Source organism: Hymenobacter sp. FMD4, assembly GCF_058932745.1.
In genome coordinates, this window is the sequence record NZ_JBZYWH010000002.1 from 333187 (window position 1) to 354643 (window position 21457).

A 21457-nucleotide genomic window follows, 5' to 3' on the forward strand; every position below is an offset into this window, starting at 1 on the left:
CTCTGCTCCTTGTATAACAATTGTCATATATAATGAGCAGCAGTACCTTGCGCCAACTATAACTACGCTATGAAACACCGCTACCTCTGCCTGCCGCTGGCCACGATCGGAATGCTGCTAATGCTCGGGAACGGGCAGGGCGCCCGCGCCCAAACCACCCAGCACCTCGGGCTCAACGATTACGACCTGCGCCTGCGCACGGCTTCCGACGCCAACCACGGCCTCGGCTGGTTTGGGGATGCCGCCAGCACCAAAAACTGGGCAGGTCAGGCTGTCAACGGGCCCGTACTCTACGGCCTCAGCGGCGGCGTGTTGGGTATCAGCCAGAATAGTACCCGCAGCTCGGTGCTCACCTGGAAGGCCAACGGCATGGTGGGCATCGGGACGCCCGACCCGTCATTGCTGTTTCACCTCCGGCGCAGCGACACGCCGGCCATTCGGATGGAGCAAACCAATACCGGCGGCTTCCCGGCTCAGACCTGGGACATCGGCGCCAACGAGGCCAACTTCTTCGTGCGCGACCTGACCGGCGGCAGCCGCCTGCCCTTCCGCATCCGGCCCGGGGCACCCACCAGTTCCATTGATATAAATGCTGCCGGAAATGTCGGGATTGGCACTGCTGCTCCCCAAGCCCGGTTGGACATCAATGGCAACGTAAAGGTGCAGGGCACCAATACGCTGGAGTTCGGGGCCGGCGTCACGGGCAAGCAGGCCGAAGCGGGCACCATTGGCTACGGCAATCTGATGGCTGATGCGCTCAACATCGTGGGGGCAGGCACGACGGAGCAAAACCGCAAAGTGACGGTGTATTCCGAAGGCGGCATGACGGTGCGCGGCAACCTCACGCTCAGCGGAGCAGTGGCCTCCAGCTCCGACCGCCGGCTCAAAACCGACATCCGGCCGCTCGATGGGGCGCTGATTGGGGTGCTCGGGCTGCAAGGGCACCGCTACCGCTTCCGGCCCGGCGCCGGCCCGCAGGGAGAGCAGCTGGGCTTCATCGCCCAAGAAGTAGAGAAGCTTTACCCCGAGCTGGTCAGCACTGGTCCCGATGGCCTTAAGGCCGTGAATTACGCCCAGCTGACGCCCGTGCTGGTGGAGGCCCTCAAGGAGCAGCAGCGGCAAATAGAGGCCCTAAAGGCTGAAGTGATGGGCCGCCAGAGTCAGCTACAGCAACAGGCGCAAACGGTGGCTGGGCTGGAGCAGCGCCTGACCCGACTGGAAGCGCTGCTAGGCGAGCGGGCACAGCGCTAGCCAGTGGCGGGCCAGCCGGGGTTAAGTTTTCATTAGGAAAACAGTCGAAGCGGTTCGATCTTAAAGTATTGGCTATTCCTTGCACGTCTTTACTGGCAAAACCTCCTGGTGGTGGGTAGGTTGCATAGGAGAAACCCAATATAGAGCGGCCATGGCTACTTCCGAAACCCAACTTATTACGGCTGAAGACCTAGCTGCCGTGCCCACGCTGGCGGGTTTGCCCGACGAGGTGCTGGCGTGGCTGCTGGAGCACGGCGAGCAACGCGGGCTACCGGTCGGAGCCGAGTTGTTCCGGCCCGGCGACCCGGCCGACCACCTCTTCGTGCTGCTGCGCGGCACCATCCAGCTGTGGCGTGAGCAGGGCGGGCACCGCGAGCCGTTTCTGCGCTTTGAAGCACCCATGATATCGGGCGTACTGCCCTATTCGCGCCTGCGCCAGAGCATGGCCCTCGGCCTCATTACGGCCGACGCGCTGGTGCTCATGGTGCACCGCGACCAGTTTCCGGAAATGGAGCGCTTCAGCCCCGAGCTGGTGCAGCGCCTCGTGGCCCTGATGAGCGACCGGGTGCGCGATGAAGCCCGCGGGCAGGAACGCGACGATAAGCTGCGCGCCCTTGGCAAGCTGGCCGCTGGCTTGGCCCACGAGCTCAATAATCCTGCCGCTGCCATCAGCCGCTCGGCTTCTGAGTTATCCACCCGCACCGGCGCCGAACCCATGCTGCTGCAGGACTTGCTGGCCGTCGATGTACCCGCGGAGCAGTTGCCGGCCCTGCTGGCCTTGGCCAGCAGCTCAGCCCTGCCTGGCACTTCCATTTCAGCGTTGGAGCAGGCTGACTCCGAAGAAGAGCTGGAAGACTGGCTGAGTACCCAAGGTATCAGCAATGCCCACGATTTGGCCGCAGGCCTGCTCAGCGGCGGACTCGATGCCGATGCATTGGCGCCCGTGCTCGGGGCGTTGCCCCAGGCCGCCCGACAGCCCGCGTTGCGTTGGCTCGAAAGTCAGCTGACCAGTCGCCAATTAGTGCGCGACGTGCAGGAGGCCGCCCGCCGCATCTCGGAGCTGGTGCGCAACGTGAAGGATTACTCCTACATGGACCGCGCCACCGGAATGGTGCCCACCGATGTTCACGCCGGCCTCGACAGCACCCTCGCGCTGCTCAGCTACCCGCTGCGCAAGCTGCGCGCCCACGTCGTGCGAGACTACGCGCCTGGCTTGATGCTCATCACCGCCCAGCCCGGCGCGCTGAACCAGGTGTGGACCAACCTCATCGACAACGCTTCCGATGCTATCGGGGAAGAGGGCACCATCACGGTGCGCACCCGCCGCGACGGTGAGTATGTGTGCGTCTGCGTTATCGACGACGGCTCGGGCATTCCGGCCGACGTGCTGCCCCACATTTTCGAGCCGTTTTACACTACCAAGCCCGTAGGCGAAGGCACTGGCCTGGGCCTTGACATTGCTCGGCGAATCGTGCTCAGTCACGGCGGCCGCGTACAGGTAAAGTCGGAGCCCGGTCACACCGAGTTTTGCGTGTGGCTGCCACTCGGCGAATAAGATGCTATGCAAAAGAGCGGTCAGGCTTCGGCTAGCCAATATGACGCCTATTTTACAGCTGTCGAGTTGGGTGATAAGCGCCAAAGTTGGAATGGTGAAGTAGTCAATTTGCACTAGTTCGGTTGGCTGCCACCACTCACGATTCACCATTTCATAAACTTACTCTTCTCTAGCCCACCCTCTTCTCATGGCTAAAAAGCCCGTTTTGCTCGTGGTCGATGACGACCCGCAGGTGCTGTCGGCCATCGACCGTGACCTGCGCCAGGAATTTCGCGCCGATTACCGCATCGTGCGCGCCGGTTCCGGCACCGAGGGGCTGCAAGCTATGCAGCAGCTCAAGGCCCGCGCCGAGCCGTTGGCTTTGGTGCTGTCGGATCAGCGCATGCCCGACATGGAGGGCGTGCAGCTGCTGGAGCAGGCGCGTACCCTCCACCCCGATGCCAAGCGCGTGCTGCTCACGGCGTACTCCGATACTGAAGCTGCCATCCGGGCCATCAACGACGCCCGGCTCGACTACTACCTCATGAAGCCCTGGGACCCGCCCCAGGACTTGCTGTATCCCACTTTGCACGATTTGCTAAGCGCCTGGCAGGCTACCTACCAGCCGCGCTTCCAAGGCGTGCGGCTGCTGGGCTTCCAATGGTCGCCGCTGTCGCACGAGCTGAAGGACTTTCTGTCGGCGTACATGGTGGCGTTTCAGTGGATGGACTTCGAGTCGAACCCCGAGGCGCCGCTGCTGCTCGATACCATCGGCCTGACCCCCAGCGACTTGCCAGTGGCCATTTTCGCCGACGGTGAAGCGCTAGCCCAGCCCACCCGCACAGCCGTGGCCGAAAAGCTAGGCTTGGCCTTGAAGGCAACGCAGGAGTTGTACGATGTGGTGGTAGTGGGCGCCGGGCCCTCGGGGTTGGCGGCGGCTGTGTACGGAGCTTCGGAAGGGCTGAAGACCTTGCTGATTGAAAAGCAAACGCCTGGTGGACAGGCCGGCACCTCCTCACGCATCGAGAATTACCTGGGCTTTCCCACGGGCCTGAGCGGTACTGAGCTGGCCCACCGGGCCTGGTCGCAGGCGGTGCGTCTCGGGGCTGAGTTTTTGTCGCCGCAGGAAGTCACCAAGCTGTGCGTGCAGGACGAATACAAGGTGCTCACGCTGGCCGACGGCAGCGAAGTGCGCTGCCGGGCCGTGGTGCTGACCACCGGCGTGAGCTACCGACAGTTGGCGGTGCCAGGCATGGAGCAGCTTACCGGCGCCGGTGTGTACTACGGCGCGGCCCGCACCGAAGCACGTTCTTGCTCCGAGCAGGACGTGTATGTGGTGGGCGGCGGCAACTCGGCCGGACAAGCAGCCATGTACTTGGCTACTTATGCCCGGCACGTGTACATCGTCATCCGCGGAGCATCGTTAGCCGCGTCGATGTCGGCTTACCTGATCGAGCAAATCGGGCGGACGCCGAACATCAAGCTGCTGCCTTACACCGAAATAGAAGCGGTAAGCGGGCATGACCGGCTGGAAACGGTGGTGCTGCGCCAAAACCAGACTGGCGTAGTGCAGGAGTGCCCGGCGCGGGCCGTGTTTGTATTTATCGGTGCCAAACCCAGCACCGAGTGGCTTTGCGACGTGACCCTGTGCGACGCCAAAGGTTTTGTGCTGACCGGCCGCGACCTACTTACCGATGCGCGTTTTGCGCAGCGCTGGAAAAAGACGCGCGAGCCGTATGCGCTGGAAACTTCGGTGCCCGGCATCTTCGCCGCCGGCGACTCCCGGGCTGGGGCCATGGCGCGAGTTGCCTCGGCAGTGGGCGAGGGCTCTATGGCCATCAAGTTTGTGCATCAGTACCTAGACGAGTAGCGCGTGCTACACGGCAACGAGGCCAGTGCTACCAGACCGACGTCCGGTGGCACTGGCCTCGTGCTTTGTCAGGGGTACAAGAGGGCACTGAAATAGTCCGGACTGCCGCCAGGAAATCAGAACCTGAAGAAAGTACAACAAATAGGGCTGAGCCCGATGGTTTTCGTTATTTTCCGGACCATTTAGGGCTTTTCTCTCATTACTGACTATCACAATTCCCCAACCGCATGAAACACCTCGACGCGCTGCTGCTGGCGGCGCTGTTGCTGGGCGCTACATCGTTGCCCGCGCAGAACCGTCCGGCTCCTTCTCCTGCGCCTAAGCTGATGCTGGCCAGCGGTACCGTGGCGCCGCCCGCCAACTTCGCCACCTGGGCCGCGCCCGGCACCGCCGACCGCCCAGCCGCCACTGAGCAGTGGCGCGGACAGTACTACCGGGTGCTGCAGTTTGAGCAGCTCCCCACGGAAGCGCAGAAAGCCGCGCTGGCCCGCCTGGGCGTGCAGCTGCTGCAGTACCTGCCGCACAATGCCTACGTAGCCGCCCTGCCCGCTGGCCTCGACCGCACCCGCCTGCAGGGCTTCCGCCTGCGCAGCGTGCTGCCCATCGAAGGCCGCTGGAAAATGACCAACCAGCTGGCCAATGAGCCCGCTCCGGCCTACGCCCAGCGCGCCGGTGGCCGCGTGGCCGTGGTGGTGCAACACCATCCCACCATTCGGCCGGAAGAGGCGGCAGCCTGGGCCCGCCAAGCAGGTTACGGACTGGAGGAGCAGCTGAGCTATAGCCAGCAGATTACGCTGATCGTGCCGGCTGCCGACGTGGCCCGCCTGGCCCAGCAGCCCTGGGTGGCCACGTTGGAGTACGTATCGCCGCCAGCGGAGCCCGAAAACCACCGCGACCGGACCAACCACCGCTCCAACGTGCTGTCGACCGACTACGGCGCAGGGCGTAAGTACAACGGTGCGGGCGTAAACGTAGCCCACGGCGACGATGGCGCCATCGGGCCGCACATCGACTACCAGGGCCGTTTCGACCAGACGTCCTCGGGCCCGAGCCGCGGCAACCACGGCGACCACGTGGCCGGCATCATCATGGGCGCCGGCAACCTCGATCCGCGGGTGCGAGGCCAGGCCACCGGGGCGTTCAACTACTACTACGACTACCCCCAGAACATCAACAGCGCACCTACGCACTACAACACGCGTAACGTGCGCATTACCAGCTCGTCCTACGGCGACGGCAACAACACGGGCTACACGTCTTTCACCCGCTCGGTGGATATGATGACGCGCCAGATGCCCTTGCTGCTGCACGTATTCTCGTCGGGCAACTCGGGCACTGCCGACATGGGCTACGGCGCCGGCGCTGGTTGGGCCAACATAACCGGCGGCCACAAGCAGGGCAAGAACGTGGTGACCGTCGGCAACGTGACCTTCCAGGACGCGCTGAACTCCAGCTCCTCGCGCGGGCCGGCCAAGGACGGCCGCATCAAGCCCGAGGTATGCGCCGTGGGCACCAGCGTTAACTCCACCATCGACCCCAATACCTACGCCCTGTTCACCGGCACGTCCATGGCCTGCCCAGCCGTGTCGGGCGTACTGGCGCAGCTGATGCACGCGCACAAGCAGCTCAACAACGGCACCGAGGCGCCTGGGGCGCTGCTAAAAGCCGCCCTGATGAACTCGGCCGATGACCTCGGCAATGCCGGGCCCGACTACCGCTTCGGCTTCGGCCGCGTGAATGCGCTGCGCGCCATTCGGGTACTGGAAGACCGCACGTATCAGTCCAACGACATCACCCAGGGCCAGACGCGCACCCATAGCATCACGGTGCCGGCCGGCCTTAAGGAGCTACGCGTGATGGTGTACTGGCACGACTACGAAGCCGCTGCCAACGCCAGCAGCGCCCTCGTCAACAACCTCGATGCTACTCTGACCGCCCCCGGCGGTACTGCTTACCAGCCTTGGGTGCTCGATTCGCGCCCCACGGCCACGGCCCTAAACACCATCGCAACCCGCGGCCGCGACACGCTCAACAACGTGGAGCAAATGACCCTGGAAAACCCCGCGGCTGGCACGTACTCGCTGTCGGTAGCTGGCGCTGCAGTGCCGCAAGGCCCACAGAACTACGTGGTGGTGTACAGCTTCATTCAGGATGGCTTGGAAGTGACTTACCCCATCGGCGGCGAAGCCTTTGTGCCGGGTGAGGTGGAAACCATCCGCTGGGATGCTTCCAATGGCACTACGCCCTTCTCGGTAGAGTACACTACCGACAACGGGACTACCTGGCAAACTATATCGAGCACCGTGGCAGCTGCCACTCGCTTCTTTAACTGGACGGTACCTGCTGGCCTTCAGAGCGGCCAGGTGCGCGTGCGCGTAACCCGCGGCACCCAGTCGGATCAGTCCGACGTCAACTTCTCGATCAGCGGTGTACCGGCTAACCTCCGCGCCGAATCGGTATGCCGCACCAGCACCACGCTGGCCTGGAACGCCGTGCCCGGCGCCACCAGCTACGACGTGTTCCGCCTGGGCGCCATGTACATGGATTCCGTGACCAACGTCACCGGTACCACCATCAGCCTGCCCAATGTGGGCACCGGCGAGCAGTGGTTTGCGGTGCGGGCCCGGGGCGCCAACGGCCTGCGCGGCCGCCGCACCATTGCCTTCCAGCGGCCGGCTACGCTGGCCAACTGCCAGGAAGCTCCAGTGGCAGCTATCAATGTGCTGTCGCGCATTGCCTGCATCAATACCCCCGTGCAGCTGCAAGACCGCAGCCAGCTGCAGCCGACGAGCTGGCAGTGGACCATCACGCCCAGCGCGGGCGTAACGTTTGTGGGTGGTACTTCGGCCGCTTCCCAGAATCCGCAGGTGCAGTTTAGCACCGCCGGCACCTACACCGTGACGCTGACGGCTACCAACGCTTTCGGCAACGACGTGAAGACCGAGACCAACCTGCTGACGGTAACAACCGGCCGCAGCTTGCCCTTGGTGGAGCAATTTGCCACGGCTGCCTTCCCGCCCGCCGGTTGGCAAGTTATCGACCCCAACAATGACAACTTCACCTGGAAGCTAAGCTCGTCGGCGGTGATAGGCCCGAACGGGACCTCGCAGCGTGCCACCATGATGAACTGGTACGACTACCCTGACCGCGGCCGCCTGGACTACCTGGTGCTGCCAGCCCTCGCTATCAACGCCAGCCGAAGCGCCGTGCTGCAGTTTGCCGTGGCGTACGCCCCCATTGCCACGTACAATGACCGACTAGCCGTGGAAATCAGCACCGACTGCGGACAAACGTTCCAGCCGACTGCTTACTCCAAAACCGGCGCCCAGCTAGCCACCACTACCACCGTGAGCGGCCGCTTCGTGCCGAACAGCGCGGCCCAGTGGCGCAGCGAGCGGGTAGATCTTACGCCCCACCTGGCCAGCGCCGCCAATGCTACCGACGTGGTGATACGCCTGGTAAGCCAGAACGACTACGGCAACGACGTGTACGTGACTGGCATCAGCGTACAGGACGTGGTGACCAGCGCCCGCCCAACAGCCGCCATGGCACAGTTCAATGCCTACCCGGTACCCTTCGGGCAGCAGCTGAACGTGGAGCTACAGGCTCGTCAGCGCGGCGCAGCCACCCTGCAGGTCCTTGATGCGCTGGGCCGCGAGTTGCGTAGCCAGCCGGTACAGCTCACCGGGCAGCTGCAGCGCGTAGAGCTCGGCACCGATGCCCTAGCCGCCGGCCTGTATACCCTTCGCCTGACTTTAGCCGATGGCAGCAGCCAAGTGCTGAAAGTTGTGAAGTAATTTTAGAGGCTTGCCTTTTAAAATGTCCCGCTGCCGGCGCAAGCCTGGTGGCGGGACATTTTGATTTTCAGATGTATACCCGTGAAAATGGCTGCGCGGGAACTAATTAATTGCCTGCAAGAAAGCAGGTTGCAAATTTTTATAGATTTTCTCTTGTGTATAACAAGAATTTTTTTAACAAAAGAAGGCCGCCAACGGTATAGGAGAAAAGCACCGAAGGCCTGGAGCCGCAACCACCAGAGCTGGTGCCTGCTCTATGAAACAGCTTTTCTCCTCCTTATATCCACTCTTATTGCTCCGCCGCAGCCTGATGCTGGGCGTGGTAGCAGTGCTCCTGGCGGGCTGCGACTTAATCGAGTTCAGCCCCAATGAAACGCGTACGCCTGAGGCGTACCGCGACCTGACGCGCAAGAACCTCGAACGCCTGCAGGCCCAGCCCAATCCCATGGGCGGCGATACCCTGCGCTTCGTGTTCATTGGTGATTCGCAGCGGTTTTACTCCGAGGCCGAAGACTTCGTGCAAAGCGTCAACCAGCAGCCTGGCGTCGCTTTCGTGGCCATTGCAGGCGATATTTCCGACTTTGGCCTGGTACGGGAAATGCGTTGGGTGCACGACAGGCTCAAACACCTGAATGTGCCTTACCTCACCGTCATCGGCAACCACGACATCGTGGCCAACGGCCGCCGGGCGTACGAAGAAGTATACGGCCCGCTCAACTACAGCTTCACGTACGGCGGTACCCGTTTTGTACTCGTCGACACTAACGGCCGGGAATACGGCTTCAACGGCCGCATTCCGGACGTGAACTGGATGCAGCGCGAGTTGGCCAACCCCGGTCCTGAGGTGTTGCGGCAAGTGGTCATGAGCCACGTAGCTCCTATGAGCGAGGACTTTGATCCGCAACTGATTGCGCCATACGTAGCAGCGCTAAGCTCCGCACCGCGTCTGATTTTCAAACTGAACGGGCACAACCACGATTTCAGCATTGGGCAGCCTTACGAAAACGGCGTGACGTTCATCAACTCGCATAGCTTCGAGAAGCGCCAGTACGTGGTGCTCACGGTGTGGGGCGAGAAGGAGTTCAAGCTTGATAAAGTCGAGTACTAATGCGCCGGCTCCTTCTACTTCCGCTGCTGGCCGCGTTGCTGCCGGTCGGCGCCTTCGCATCGGGCGGGCTCGATGACGAGGACGACAAAAAAGCTGCCCCTACGGGCCTGATTGCCCAGCCCTGGTACCGGCCTCACCACCTCATTGTGCAGACGGCCGGCGGACAAGGCATGATTACGGGCGGCGTGGGTTATACCACCCTGCGCGGCCGCGTGGATATCGACGTGCTAGGCGGCTACGTGCCCAAAAAGTACAGCATCACGCCCATGGGCATCTTCACCGCCAAGGCTACTTATTCGCCCTGGACGCTGCCCCTTGGGCAAAGCCAGTGGCAGGTGCGGCCGCTATCAGTGGGCGGCTTCGTGAGCCATACCGCCAGCAACGGCCTAAACGAGTCCCGCGACGATAAGTATTACAAAGGTTACTACTGGTGGTCGTCGCGTACCCGTGTGGGCGGCTTTGTAGGTGGCCGCGTAGCCCGCGTCATAGGTAGCACCCGGTACGGAAACCCGCGCACCGTATCGGCTTACTATGAGCTTGGTACCAATGACCTGTACCTCACCAGCATCATGACCAACCTTGGTGGCCTGGGCGTGAAAGATATTCTCACGCTGGGGTTCGGAGTGAAAGTTGATCTGTAGTAAATGACGCCCAAGGCATCCTGCCTCCCAGATTGTCATGTTGAGCTTGCCGAAGCATCTCCACCGCTTCGCCCGCCCGATACACTTCAACGGAGCAGTAGAGATGGTTCGGCAAGCTCAGCATGACGGCCCATTGGCTGCATTGTGCCACATGGTGACCCTCCAGCGCTACACCCGGGCCGCGGCCACATAGGCGTCGCGGGCTTCGCCAAGCAGGCGCAGGATGGTGGTGCGCTGCCGCAGCAGGTTTTCCACCACGTCGGGCTGACGGCGAAACAGGCGCAGTAAGCGCAGCCGCTGCAGGCGCACGGTGAGGCGGTTCCAATAATACAGGGCGAAGAAACCCGTAACAGGCAGGCTAAGCGCATACAGAGCTGTAAGCCATGCATTGTCGGTGAGGCGGTGCACCAGCCAGGTTTGCAGCGGGTACAGCAGCCCGAAGGTGAGCATACCCGACACCATCATAATGGGCGCGATGAATTCTACTTCCTGGGTGACACGCCGGGCTATCAGGGAAGGAATGATGTAAGGCAGGTAATTATTCAGTGCCCCATAGGCATATACCGGAAAGCCCAGCACTACTTTCAACGCCACGAGCAGGCCGCGCTGCAAGCGGCCACGGCCGTCGCTACTGCGGCGCAAGGCTTCGTCGCTCATGCCCAGGCGCTTCAACTCCTCGCTGTATTGGGTCACGCGTTGGCGCAGCTCCTGTAGGTGTCGCGGGTCGTGGCGCTCAAACCAGGTTACGGCCTGCAGCAGCGTGCGCGTGAGCTGAAACTCCTCGTAGGGGCTGCCTTCGTCGTGCTCCGGCGCCAGGTACTGGCCGAAGGTTTCTTCCACCTGCCGCACCAGCGCGTCCTCCTCGTCGTCGCGGGTCACGATGAGGTGCTGCTCCAGCCGCTGGCGCAGCTCTTCGGTCAGGGCATCGGCAGCGGCTTCGGGGTCTTGGCGGTACAGGGCGGCGTAATCGGCCACCCGGATGGGCTCGGCGGGGTACACCAGCACGTCGGAGCGGAAGCGCGTGGAGGCTGAGTAGTTCAGGCCGATGGGCAGAATGCGCACGCCCAGCCGGAAATCGTGGCGGGCCTCGGCGCCTAGCGCAATACGAGCCGCGCCGGTTTTGAGGGGGCGCAGGCGGCGCTCAGCAAAGGAACTGCCCTCGGGGAAAATCATGAGCGAGCCGCCGCCCCCGAGGTGGTCGTAGCTGCGGCCAAAGGCTTTCTCATTCAGCTCGGCCAGTTGCTCGGGCGTGATATCAGCCTCGCCGGTTTCCACATCCTGGCGCCGGTACACCGGAATGCAGTTGGAGCGCTCAAAAAACCAGCGCGACACCGGGTTCTGAAAGAAGGTGCTCTTAGCCAGAAAGAAGATCTGCTGCCGGCGCTTGGCGGCTACCAGCAGCGGGTCCATGAGGGTATTGGGGTGATTGGCAGCGATAAGCAGCGGCCCCGGCTCCTGCAGGCGCTCGGGGTGACGGATTTCAAAACGGCGGAAGAACACGCGCAGCGCCAGCTGCACGGGGGGCTTCATCAGGGCGTAAAAAAGCATAGCGGAGCGGAAGCACCCCAGGCGGTGCGGCTTCCTTTCCGAAGAATACGGAGTTTTCGGCAGTGTGGCACGGTGGAAGGCAAACGGCGGTGGTTCTTTTAAGTGAGCTTATTTCGCCGCAGTTACCTACTTCGGCCGCTACTCTTCTCCATCAATGTGGTCTTGTCGCCATTCTGTAAGCGGTGCCATTGACTCATCTTGTTATTAGGACTGCTCGGGCCATGCTCGGCATGCCTACCAAAACGAAGCGGCCCGCCAAAGGCGGGCCGTTTGCGGAGGTGAGTGAATGGTTGCTTAGGAACGGGTTGAACTCAACGATGCAAAAGTAGAAACAGGGATAAAAAGGCTAAAAACGAGTGACTCGGTAGGCCAGACTGCGCACGCGCCACCACAGGCCACGCGGCGAGTACCACGGCATACTCACTTCAAATCCGCCTAAAACGTAACCTTTCAACTCCACGCGCAAGGGCTGTCCGCTTTGCGGCAATGACACCTCACGACCTTCGTACCCCACTGTCGTTATCCATAGAAGGCAACTGTCATCTGGTACTTCTAGTTCAAAAGCACCATTGATGCCGGTGGCAACGCCCTTCTGCGTTCCATGAATTAAGACAGTTACACCCGGTAGCGGCTCTTGCGTAAGTGCATCCACTACCAAGCCCCGAAGCTTGCGGGGCTGTGTTGCGGTAGCTTTTTCGGGTACCGAAACCGGTGCTACCGAGAGACTATTGGGTGGCGCCGGCACCGGTGGGCCCGGGTGTTGCACCTGATATGCTTGCGCCTGCGCCGCTGTGGGCAAGGCGTTGCGTAAGCCCCACACGGCCGCCGCAGCCAGCAGCCAAGCCTGCCAGCGCGGAGCCGCCGGTACGGGTGCATGCACCAACGCCCGGGCCAGCTGCTCCGCCCGGAACCGACCGCACATCCGCCCGCCGGCAGCTTGGCGAAGCATAGCTAGCACCTCGGCATTAGAAAGGTGATGAAAGTCGGTTACGGTATGCTGGCAAGCCGCGCAATAGCGCCCCTGTGCCGAAGGCGTCATGGCCTCCCACGCCTCTGCGCAGGGACTGGGTATACTCACTTGAATAGGAGCACGAAACATAGGTTAGTTCAGGAATTTGAGGAGGTGATGGTGCAGGAGTGAGGTAAGGCCACTAAGCTTTTCCCGTCAGGCGAGCAGGAAGTGCTGCGCCGCAGGCGGGCGGGGGTAATTGAAAGGTGTCCGTGCCGGTAGAGTAGGCGCAGAGCTATGCTGTCGGCATCGACCTAGCGGCGGCCGTAGGCTTCGGCGCCGGGCGTGAGGCCGGCGGCGGCTTCCATCATCCGGATGCACTCGGCGCGGTAGCCATCGTCGTCGCGGCCGCGGGCGGCGCGGGCCAGCTGCAGGGTGTTGTTCCAGGTGGCGGCGCCCCGGCGCTCCGACTGACGGAGCAGCAGGCTCATCTGGACCACGGCAGCGGCCCAGCGCAGGTTGTCGGAGGCATCGGCCACTGACTTCACCGCTGCCGGAGCCGCGGGCAAGGCCTGACTGACGAGGCGGCTCTGCTGGCCTTGGGGCTCCTTATAGCGCATCTTCACCGTCAGCAACTCAGAGGCCGTGGCCGTGGTGGGTGCCTGCGCCACGGGTTGATATTTCAGGCCGTCGACCACGGGCGGAGCACCCACGGGCACCACTTCGTACAGAGCCGTCACCTGCTGACCGGCACCCAGCTCGCCGGCGTCTTTGCGGTCGTTGTTGAAGTCCTCATCGGCCAGCAGGCGGTTCTCGTAGCCGATGAGGCGGTAAGCCTGCACCTTGGCGGGGTTGAACTCCACCTGCAGCTTCACGTCTTTGGCCAGCGTAAACAAAGTGCCGCCAAACTGCTGCACCAGCACGCGCCGGCCTTCGGCCAGGTTGTCGATGTAGGCGTAGTTGCCGTTGCCTTTATCGGCGAGGCGCTCCATCTTGCTGTCCTGCAGGTTGCCCGTTCCGAAGCCCAATACCGAGAGAAATACGCCCGATTCGCGCTCCTGCGTGATGAGGTGCTCCATGGCATCGTCGGACGACTCGCCCACATTGAAGTCGCCGTCGGTGGCCAGAATCACGCGGTTGTTGCCCTCCTTCAGGAAGTGCTGCCGGGCCGTGGCATAAGCCAGCCGCAGGCCCGCGCCGCCCGCCGTGGAGCCGCCCGCCTCCAGCCGATCCAGCGCCGCCAGGATATCGGCCTGCTGTGTGCCCGGCGTGGGCGGCAGCACCAGCCCGGCCGCTCCGGCATACACCACTATCGAGACTTTATCCTGCGGCCGCAACTCGCGTACCAGCTGCTTCAGCGAAGCCTTTACCAGCGGCAGCCGTTCGGGCGAGTTCATCGAACCCGACACGTCGATTAGAAAGACCAGGTTGGCGGGCGGCAGCTTTTCGGTGGGCACGGTACGCGCCTGCATCCCAATGAGTACCAGTTGGTGCTCGGGCGCCCAGGGGCAACGGGCCTGCTCTAGGCTCAGAGCGCAGGGGGCGCTGGCGTCGGTAGGCTGCGGGTAGTTGTATTTGAAGTAATTAATTAGCTCCTCAGTGCGCACTGCATCTACTGGCGGCAGTTGGCCTTGTTGCAGCAGAAAGCGGCGTACGTTGCTGTAAGAAGCAGCGTCCACATCGATGCTAAAGGTGCTCAGCGGCGCTTTCTGCACCAGCTGAAAGCCGTTTTCAGCGACGTGAGCGTAGGATTCACGGTTTTCCTGGGGGCGTGGCGTCGGGTAATAAGGGTTGGTGCCCCAGTTGTCAGCATGGTGGGTGAGGCTCGGGGCGCCGCGCAGCTTGACTTTGGCCGCTCCGTCGCGCTGCACCGCCACCCCATTGATTTGTCCATGCAGAGCCGGCGCATCGTTCACCACCACTTCATTCAGCTGATGAACTTCGGAGCCCAGACCCACATTCAGTGTTTGGCCGGGCTTTACCGTCAGCTCTTGCCGCATGTAGCCTACGGCGCTGATGACTAGCACGTGTTTAGTGCGGCGTGGCGGCAGCGGGAGCCGAAACGAGCCGTCTTTACTGGTGCTTACCCCGATGGTAGTACCCTTCAGCACCACCATGGCGCCGGGCAGGGGCTGGCCATCGGCGCGGTCTGTCACGCGGCCGTGTACCACAAGTGAGTCGGCTGCGGCCTGGGGGCGAGTGGATTTGGCTTGTGCGGCAGTGGGGCAGGGCAGGGCCGACAGGGCCGCGGCGCCGAGCAGGCAGGTCAGTAAAACGGTGCGCATAAGAATAAGCCGTTTGCGGTGGTTGTGCTTATTCGATGAAGGCGCCGTTTGAATTCCACACGCGGCCCCGAAATATTTTTTCGGCGCGGCCCTGTACCTTTAAGAGGCTGCTTATAAGTGGACGAGAACCGAGGCTTGAGTAGGATAGCTTGCTATCAGCTACTGGTCTTACCTTTCAGGTCTCCGCATTCACCTCTGACTACTTAGCCGATACCTCCCGCCGCACATGTTCTCGTTGTTCCGCCGCAATAAGCCCGCCGCTGCGCCGCCCACCGAGGCGGAGTTGCTGGCGCGTTACCGGCAGCACGGCGATGTACAAGACCTCGGCCAGCTCTACGAGCCGTACTTCCACCTTGTGTATGGCGTGTGCCTGCGCTACTTGCGCGCCGAAGATGATGCCAAGGACGCCGTCATGCAGATCTTCGAGAAGCTGGTGGTGGACCTTCGCCGCCACGAGGTCCAGAACCTGAGCAGCTGGCTGCACACTACAGCCCGCAACCACTGCCTGATGGAGTTGCGCCGCCGTAAGGCCACGCCCGAGGCCGTAGAAATCACGCTGCCCGGTGTGGAATCCGACGGTGCCGCGCATCTGCTTGATGCCGATGATGATTTTCCCACCGAAGAGCACCTGCAGCAGCTCGAAGCTGCCTTGGCCCGGCTCCCGCCGGAGCAGCAGCGTTGCCTCGATTTGTTTTACCGCCAACAGCAGTCTTACCAGGAAATAACGGCCCTCACCGGCTACGACCTCAAGCAGGTGAAAAGCTACCTGCAGAACGGCAAACGCAACCTCAAACTCTACCTCGCCCATCATGTCGCCCGCTAACCGGCACTCATCGGCCCACTCCCCCGCCGCCGCGCACCTGCCCGCGGCGGTGCTGCGGCAGTACGCGGCGGGCACCCTCACGGCCACCGAGCGACGTCGCGTAGAGCGGCATACCCTGGACTGTGCCCTGTGCGCCGATGCCGTAGAGGGCTACCAATTGGCCGAGCCCGCCGCCGTGGCGCCGGCTACCCTGGCTGAGCTCCGGCAGCGCCTGCACGCCCGCGTGGCTAGTGAGCCGGCCCAGCCGCGCGCGGCTGGCTGGTGGATGGGCGTGGCGGCTGCCGTAGTATTGCTGCTGGCGGCGCTGGGCGTGTGGTGGCGCTCCACCGATAGCGCTACTGCTACCCGGCCTTTGGCTACGGCACCGGCGGCCAGCGCTCCTGCCGCGTCGGCTGAGGCCACCGGGGCAACTGCGTCGGAACCCACGGCGCCCGCACCGGTCGCGGCTGATTTGGCAGGTACTTCCTCAGAACCCAACACGGCCAATGCAGTTCGCCAAACGGCGGCCAACAAGCATCGGATTGCCTATAATGCCGCTCCCAGGCGCGCCCGGCGCGCAAAGCCTCAAGTCGCCGCTATTGCCGAAACACCCAGTGCTGACCTGGTTGCTGCCGCGCCGGCCAGCGCCAATGCGGATGCCCAGAGCGTCGCTAAAGCACACACCGACACTGCCCGGACGGCCTTCACCATAGCTACCACCGCTCCCTCACCGGCCGCGGCAGAGGACATAGCCGCCGGCCATGAGCTGGCAGAGTCGCTGCGTGTGGCCTCGGCGCCGCCAGTGGCCGCCCTACGCGAAACTGCTGCCAAGCGCAAGGCCGCGTTGCCGCCGCCTCCTGCCCTGGAGCCCATGCCGGTAGGTGGGCACGAAGCCTTTCAGCGGTACCTGCGGCAGGAGCGGGCGCTGCCCGGCGCGGTCAACGTTCCGTCGGTAACAGGCGTTGTCAAGCTGAAATTTACGGTGGAGGCCGATGGCTCCCTTCATAATATTCAAGTGGTGAAAGGCCTGCACCCCGACTACGACGAGGAAGCCATCCGCCTGATTTGCGAGGGGCCCACGTGGCGCCCTGGCATTGTAAAAGGGCGCCGGGCTAGCATGCCGGTACGGGTGGACGTGCCGTTTCGGTAAAAGAGTATCGGCAAAAAGCCCACAAACCCGCTTGCCCCGGCTGAAAGCGCTTCTGGCCGAGACAAACGGGTTTGTGGGCTTTATCGTCAGTAGTTAGTTGCTGTAGCCGCCGCCGCTTTCGGGAGCCGTGGCGCTGCCACCCGGGCCACTTGCCGGCGGTAGTTGTGGCTCGGTATTGATGGTGATGCCTGAGTAATCGGGCACGCCGCCGCCGTCTACTTCTTCAGTGGCCGCCTGGCCCAAGTTGGGCTGGTTGCGGTGCATCACTTCAAAAGTGATTTTAGCCGTGATGCGGTACTCCACAATCTTGTTGTCCTGCACCTTGCAGCTTTGATCCTTGATGTAGATGGACTTGATGCCTTTCACGGTGGTGCTAGCTTCCGTGAGGGCACTCTGCAGGGCGTCTTCAAAGCTTTTGTCTGACGAGGCCAGTACTTCAATAACTTTCTTGATGGTGCTCATAGCTGAGAAATGGAGTGTGGCAGTGCATTCAGAACAACGCCCTGGGAGAGGGCGGAGCTTGGATGTACGAAGCACATCGGAAAAGGCTGCTGAGTAAGCTGCCGCCTATGAAAGAAGAACCCATAAAGTTTGCTTGGTAAACATGTTTACAAGCAGGTGCTTTGGGTGATGGTTTGCGTTATGTAAACTTGTTTACTACTGAGTTGATAAAATAAAAATATCCCCAGAAGTGCCATTGCCGGCTTCTAAATGAGTTTCAAAGCTCCCGCTCCAACCTAGGCACCTTCCGCGGCCCGTGCTACCTTTGCCCGAGCCTAATTCCCATCGTTTCACCGAGTCTGTTCGCCTGATGCAATTCCGCACCGAAAAAGACACCATGGGCACCGTACAGGTCCCCGTCGACGCCTACTGGGGCGCCCAAACCCAACGTTCCATCGAGAACTTCCAGATAGCGCAGGACATCAACCGGATGCCCAAGGAAATCATCCGCGCTTTTGCTTACCTGAAGAAGGCCGCCGCCCTCACCAACCGCGACGCAGGCATTATGCCCGCCGAGAAAGCCGAGCTCATCGGCCGCGTGTGCGACGAAATCCTCAGCGGCCAGCTCGACGACCAGTTCCCGCTGGTGGTGTGGCAAACCGGTTCGGGCACGCAGTCGAACATGAACGTGAACGAGGTCATTGCTTATCGCGGACACGTGCTGCAGGGCGGCCAGCTCACCGACGAGAAGAAAGCCCTGGCCCCTAACGACGACGTGAATAAGTCGCAATCGTCGAACGACACCTTCCCGACGGCCATGCACATCGCGGCCTACAAGATTCTGGTGGAGGTGACCATTCCCGGCATCGAGAAGCTGCGTGACACGCTGGCGGCCAAGTCTAAGGAGTACATGCACATCGTCAAGATCGGCCGCACGCACCTCATGGATGCCACGCCGCTGACGGTAGGGCAGGAGTTCAGCGGTTACGCCTCGCAGCTCGACCACGGCCTGCGCGCTATCCGCAACACCTTGGCGCACCTCTCGGAGCTGGCTCTGGGTGGCACAGCCGTAGGCACGGGTATCAACACGCCCCCCGGCTACGCTGAAAATGTGGCCAAGCACATTGCCGACCTCACCGGCCTGCCCTTCATCACGGCCGAAAACAAGTTTGAGGCCCTGGCCGCCCACGACGCCATCGTGGAAGCCCACGGCGCCCTTAAGACGGTGGCGGCTTCGCTGATGAAGATTGCCAACGACATTCGCCTGCTCTCCTCGGGCCCGCGCGCCGGCATCGGCGAGCTGTTTATCCCCGACAACGAGCCCGGCTCCAGCATCATGCCCGGCAAGGTGAACCCCACGCAGTCGGAAGCCATGACCATGGTAGCGGCGCAGGTGATGGGCAACGACGTGGCCATCAACATCGGCGGCATGAACGGCCACTTCGAGCTGAACGTGTTCAAGCCAGTGATGATCTACAACTTCCTGCACTCGGCCCGCCTCATCGGCGACGTGTGCGTGTCGTTCAACGACAAGTGCGCCGTGGGCATCAAGCCCATCGAGGAAAACATCAAGAAGCACGTCGACTCGTCCTTGATGCTGGTAACGGCCCTGAACCCGCACATCGGCTACTACAAAGCCGCCGAAATTGCGCAGACCGCCCACCGCGAAGGCAGCACGCTGAAGGAAACCGCCCTGAAGCTGGGCTACCTCACCGAGGAGCAGTACAACGAGTGGCTCCGGCCCGAAGACATGGTGGGCGAACTGCCCCGCTAAATAATTTTCGCCTTTGTGCGTTAGAACGCCGCAGCCTTTACTGGTTGCGGCGTTTCTTTTAGTCGGTAGGCTAAGCCGTTGCTTTTCAGTACGGTTTGTGCGGCTGTTTACCGAGTGTGTTTACGAACTAACGTGTATGATCAAACTTTACGAGAAACCTTACCTGCGCATTCTGTACCACCCGCCGTTGCGGCTGCTGGAGGTTGTCTGGGAAAACCACAGCGCAGAAGCCCATGAAATACGGGACGGCTTTCAACAGGCGTTGCGACTGGCTGAACAATACCAGGTGCGGGCTTGGTTGGGCGATTTGAGGGGCCTGCCACCCGTGCCCGATTCGGAGCAGCGGTGGCTGCAGCAGCACTGGTTTCCGCGCTACCTGCAATTACCTCTTTATAAGGTGGCCGTCGTCAACGCCAGTAATCAGGAAAGCCGCAGCATAGTCACCAAAGTGTTAAAGCAAGCCCGGCTGAGCGAAGACAGCCGGCGGCCCGAAACGGCTTATTTTGACGACATCAACGCGGCCCGCAACTGGGTTAGTCTGCCTTTGGTGACGCCGCAGATGCCACGGCTCGGTTGAGACAGGCCGTGAGCGGGCACTTCCGGCAGTATATTCGTCGTTAAGCGGCTGACTCGTAGGTTTGTCTTTTAAAATTGTTGAATGGCGGAGTGGCTAAGCAGCCATTCGCGCGGGCAATGCGTGGGCCAGCAGTCATTTAACAATTGAACCATTCAGCCATTTTAGCCTGTGCGCTACTTTTTTCCCGTACTGCTCCTGCTCTGCCTGCTGGTCACCACGCTGTTGCCCGGCTGTGAACCCAAGGAGGAGTTGATTACCACCGACAGCAGCGCCCGGCTGGAATTCTCGGCCGATACGGTGAAGTTCGACACAGTATTCGTGCAGACGCGCACCGTCACCAAACGCCTGTGGGTGTACAACCGCAACCGGCGGGCCGTGCGGGTAGATGAAATCCGCCTAGCCGGGCCGTACGGGCAGCCTTACAAGCTCATCATCAGCGGCGACTCGGGCGCGGCCCGTCAGAACGTGACCATTCGCGGCCGCGACAGCCTGCTCATCTTGGTGCGGGCCACGCTGGGCGCCAACAACCAGCCCGAGAACCGGCCTTTCTTAGTAGAGGATCAGGTGCAGTTCAGCACCAACGGCAACGAGCAGGCCGTGCGCCTGATTTCCTACGGCCAGAATGCTTACTTCCACACCAACGAAATCCTGCCCTGTAACACGGTGTGGCGCGGCGACAAGCCGCACGTCATCTTCGGCGGCGTAGAGGTGCGGCCGGGTTGCACCCTAACCATGGAGGAGGGCACGCGCGTGTATTGCCACGCCGGCGCGGGTATTATCGTCAAAGGCCGCTTGCTGATCAACCCCACTTTGCAGCCCACCGGCGAGGTAATGCCCAACGACCGGCGCATTGTGCGCTTCCAGGGTACCCGGCTGGAGACGTTCTATAACGACGTGCCCGGCCAGTGGGCGGGTATTCAGTTTGATGCCGGCAGCAGCCGCGGCAACGTAATACGCTTCTGCGAAATCAAAAACGCCTCCTTCGGCCTGCTGGTGTACAATCCCGATGCCCAGCAGCCTTTCCCGAAAGTCACCGTCGAAAACAGCGTCATCCGCAACATCTCGGGGGCGGGCCTCACCTTCGCCAGCGGCGGTCAAAGCTTCGATGGTGGCGGCATTCTGAGCTTTTCCGGCGACTGGGACGTGCGTAATTCCTTGTTTACCAACTGCGGTGAGTACGCCGTAGCTGGCTTCCAGGGCGGCGCATTCAACTTGCAGTACTGCACCGTGGCCAACTACACGCCGCAGTTCCGCCGCGAAACCTCTTCCTTGACGTTTTCCGACGGCTTGCCCGTGCGCACGCCGCCGCGCCGCGTAGCGCCCAGCATCAGCATCGAAAACAGCATTGTGTGGGGAAGCACCAAGGACGAGCTGTTCTTCGACAACAGCGCCAACTACCTGGGCCAGATTACGGTGCGCAACAGCGTGCTGCGCACCGAAGAATACCAAGGCGCCGCCGATACCAACGGCAAGCCTGGCTTGGCCCGCAACGGCAACCTACTGAACACCAACCCCAAATTCCGGCGCAGCCCCGAAAACTTCGCCGACCGCTTCGATTACCGCCTCGATACCCTTTCGCCGGCCAGCAACCGCGCCGTACCGCTGCCGCTGCTCCCCCGCGACCTGCGCAGCATCAGCCGCAGCGCCTCCACGCCGGACCCCGGCGCCTACGAGCGGATAAACCCTTGATATAGCCCAACGTAGTGCGGACTCTGCCAGCCCGCGTCCCT

General features: G+C 62.1%; 15 protein-coding genes. 11 read left to right on the top strand and 4 right to left on the bottom strand.

What is annotated here, in order from left to right:
* Nucleotides 1–69: 69 nt before the first annotated feature.
* The 6 genes from AC5FXY_RS03380 (at nucleotide 70) to AC5FXY_RS03405 (ending at nucleotide 10201) form a co-directional block, all read left to right on the top strand.
* The gene (locus AC5FXY_RS03380) at nucleotides 70–1251 is read left to right on the top strand and encodes a tail fiber domain-containing protein (RefSeq protein WP_493555218.1); all 1182 of its coding nucleotides are present in this window, start codon (nucleotides 70–72) and stop codon (nucleotides 1249–1251) included.
* 151 nt (nucleotides 1252–1402) lie between these two features.
* A complete protein-coding gene (locus AC5FXY_RS03385) occupies nucleotides 1403–2806 on the top strand; it encodes a sensor histidine kinase (RefSeq protein WP_493555219.1) in 1404 nt (467 codons plus the stop codon).
* 187 nt (nucleotides 2807–2993) lie between these two features.
* Nucleotides 2994–4655, top strand: coding sequence for an NAD(P)/FAD-dependent oxidoreductase (locus tag AC5FXY_RS03390; RefSeq protein ID WP_493555220.1), 1662 nt, complete (start codon nucleotides 2994–2996; stop codon nucleotides 4653–4655).
* Nucleotides 4656–4882: 227 nt separating this feature from the next.
* The gene (locus AC5FXY_RS03395) at nucleotides 4883–8452 is read left to right on the top strand and encodes a S8 family serine peptidase (protein WP_493555221.1); all 3570 of its coding nucleotides are present in this window, start codon (nucleotides 4883–4885) and stop codon (nucleotides 8450–8452) included.
* Between the two features lie 256 nt (nucleotides 8453–8708).
* Complete coding sequence (locus AC5FXY_RS03400) at nucleotides 8709–9560, top strand: metallophosphoesterase family protein (RefSeq protein ID WP_493555222.1); 852 nt, start codon at nucleotides 8709–8711, stop codon at nucleotides 9558–9560.
* Nucleotides 9560–10201 carry a hypothetical protein gene (locus tag AC5FXY_RS03405; RefSeq protein WP_493555223.1) on the top strand — a complete coding sequence of 214 codons (642 nt, stop codon included), beginning with the start codon at nucleotides 9560–9562 and terminating at the stop codon, nucleotides 10199–10201. The genes AC5FXY_RS03400 and AC5FXY_RS03405 overlap by 1 nt, the downstream gene beginning before the upstream one ends.
* Nucleotides 10202–10369: 168 nt before the next feature.
* Here the strand turns inward: AC5FXY_RS03405 and AC5FXY_RS03410 are convergent, their stop codons facing one another.
* The 3 genes from AC5FXY_RS03410 to AC5FXY_RS03420 form a co-directional block, all read right to left on the bottom strand.
* The gene (locus tag AC5FXY_RS03410; protein ID WP_493555224.1) at nucleotides 10370–11749 is read right to left on the bottom strand and encodes a lysophospholipid acyltransferase family protein; all 1380 of its coding nucleotides are present in this window, start codon (nucleotides 11747–11749) and stop codon (nucleotides 10370–10372) included.
* 346 nt (nucleotides 11750–12095) lie between these two features.
* On the bottom strand, nucleotides 12096–12848 hold the full coding sequence (locus tag AC5FXY_RS03415; RefSeq protein ID WP_493555225.1) for a carboxypeptidase-like regulatory domain-containing protein: 753 nt from the start codon (nucleotides 12846–12848) through the stop codon (nucleotides 12096–12098).
* A 164-nt stretch (nucleotides 12849–13012) separates the two neighbouring features.
* Nucleotides 13013–14983 (bottom strand): vWA domain-containing protein, encoded by a 1971-nt coding sequence (locus AC5FXY_RS03420; RefSeq protein ID WP_493555226.1) that lies wholly within the window; start codon nucleotides 14981–14983, stop codon nucleotides 13013–13015.
* Nucleotides 14984–15209: 226 nt separating this feature from the next.
* Between AC5FXY_RS03420 and AC5FXY_RS03425 the strand changes: the two genes are divergently transcribed.
* Nucleotides 15210–15806 carry an RNA polymerase sigma factor gene (locus AC5FXY_RS03425; protein ID WP_493555227.1) on the top strand — a complete coding sequence of 199 codons (597 nt, stop codon included), beginning with the start codon at nucleotides 15210–15212 and terminating at the stop codon, nucleotides 15804–15806.
* The gene (locus AC5FXY_RS03430) at nucleotides 15793–16935 is read left to right on the top strand and encodes an energy transducer TonB (protein WP_493555228.1); all 1143 of its coding nucleotides are present in this window, start codon (nucleotides 15793–15795) and stop codon (nucleotides 16933–16935) included. The genes AC5FXY_RS03425 and AC5FXY_RS03430 overlap by 14 nt, the downstream gene beginning before the upstream one ends.
* Before the next feature lie 93 nt (nucleotides 16936–17028).
* On the opposite strand, the gene AC5FXY_RS03435 is transcribed toward AC5FXY_RS03430, so the two are convergent.
* Nucleotides 17029–17397, bottom strand: a complete 369-nt coding sequence (locus AC5FXY_RS03435; RefSeq protein WP_493555229.1) for a dodecin family protein — start codon at nucleotides 17395–17397, stop codon at nucleotides 17029–17031.
* A 349-nt stretch (nucleotides 17398–17746) separates the two neighbouring features.
* On the opposite strand from AC5FXY_RS03435, the gene fumC reads away from it, so the two are divergent.
* The 3 genes from fumC (at nucleotide 17747) to AC5FXY_RS03450 (ending at nucleotide 21416) form a co-directional block, all read left to right on the top strand.
* On the top strand, nucleotides 17747–19150 hold the full coding sequence (gene fumC, locus AC5FXY_RS03440) for a class II fumarate hydratase (RefSeq protein ID WP_493555230.1): 1404 nt from the start codon (nucleotides 17747–17749) through the stop codon (nucleotides 19148–19150).
* A 136-nt stretch (nucleotides 19151–19286) separates the two neighbouring features.
* Nucleotides 19287–19727 (top strand): hypothetical protein, encoded by a 441-nt coding sequence (locus AC5FXY_RS03445; RefSeq protein ID WP_493555231.1) that lies wholly within the window; start codon nucleotides 19287–19289, stop codon nucleotides 19725–19727.
* A gap of 168 nt (nucleotides 19728–19895) precedes the next feature.
* Nucleotides 19896–21416: a hypothetical protein gene (locus AC5FXY_RS03450; protein ID WP_493555232.1), complete on the top strand. Its 1521-nt coding sequence runs from the start codon at nucleotides 19896–19898 to the stop codon at nucleotides 21414–21416.
* Nucleotides 21417–21457 lie beyond the last annotated feature (41 nt).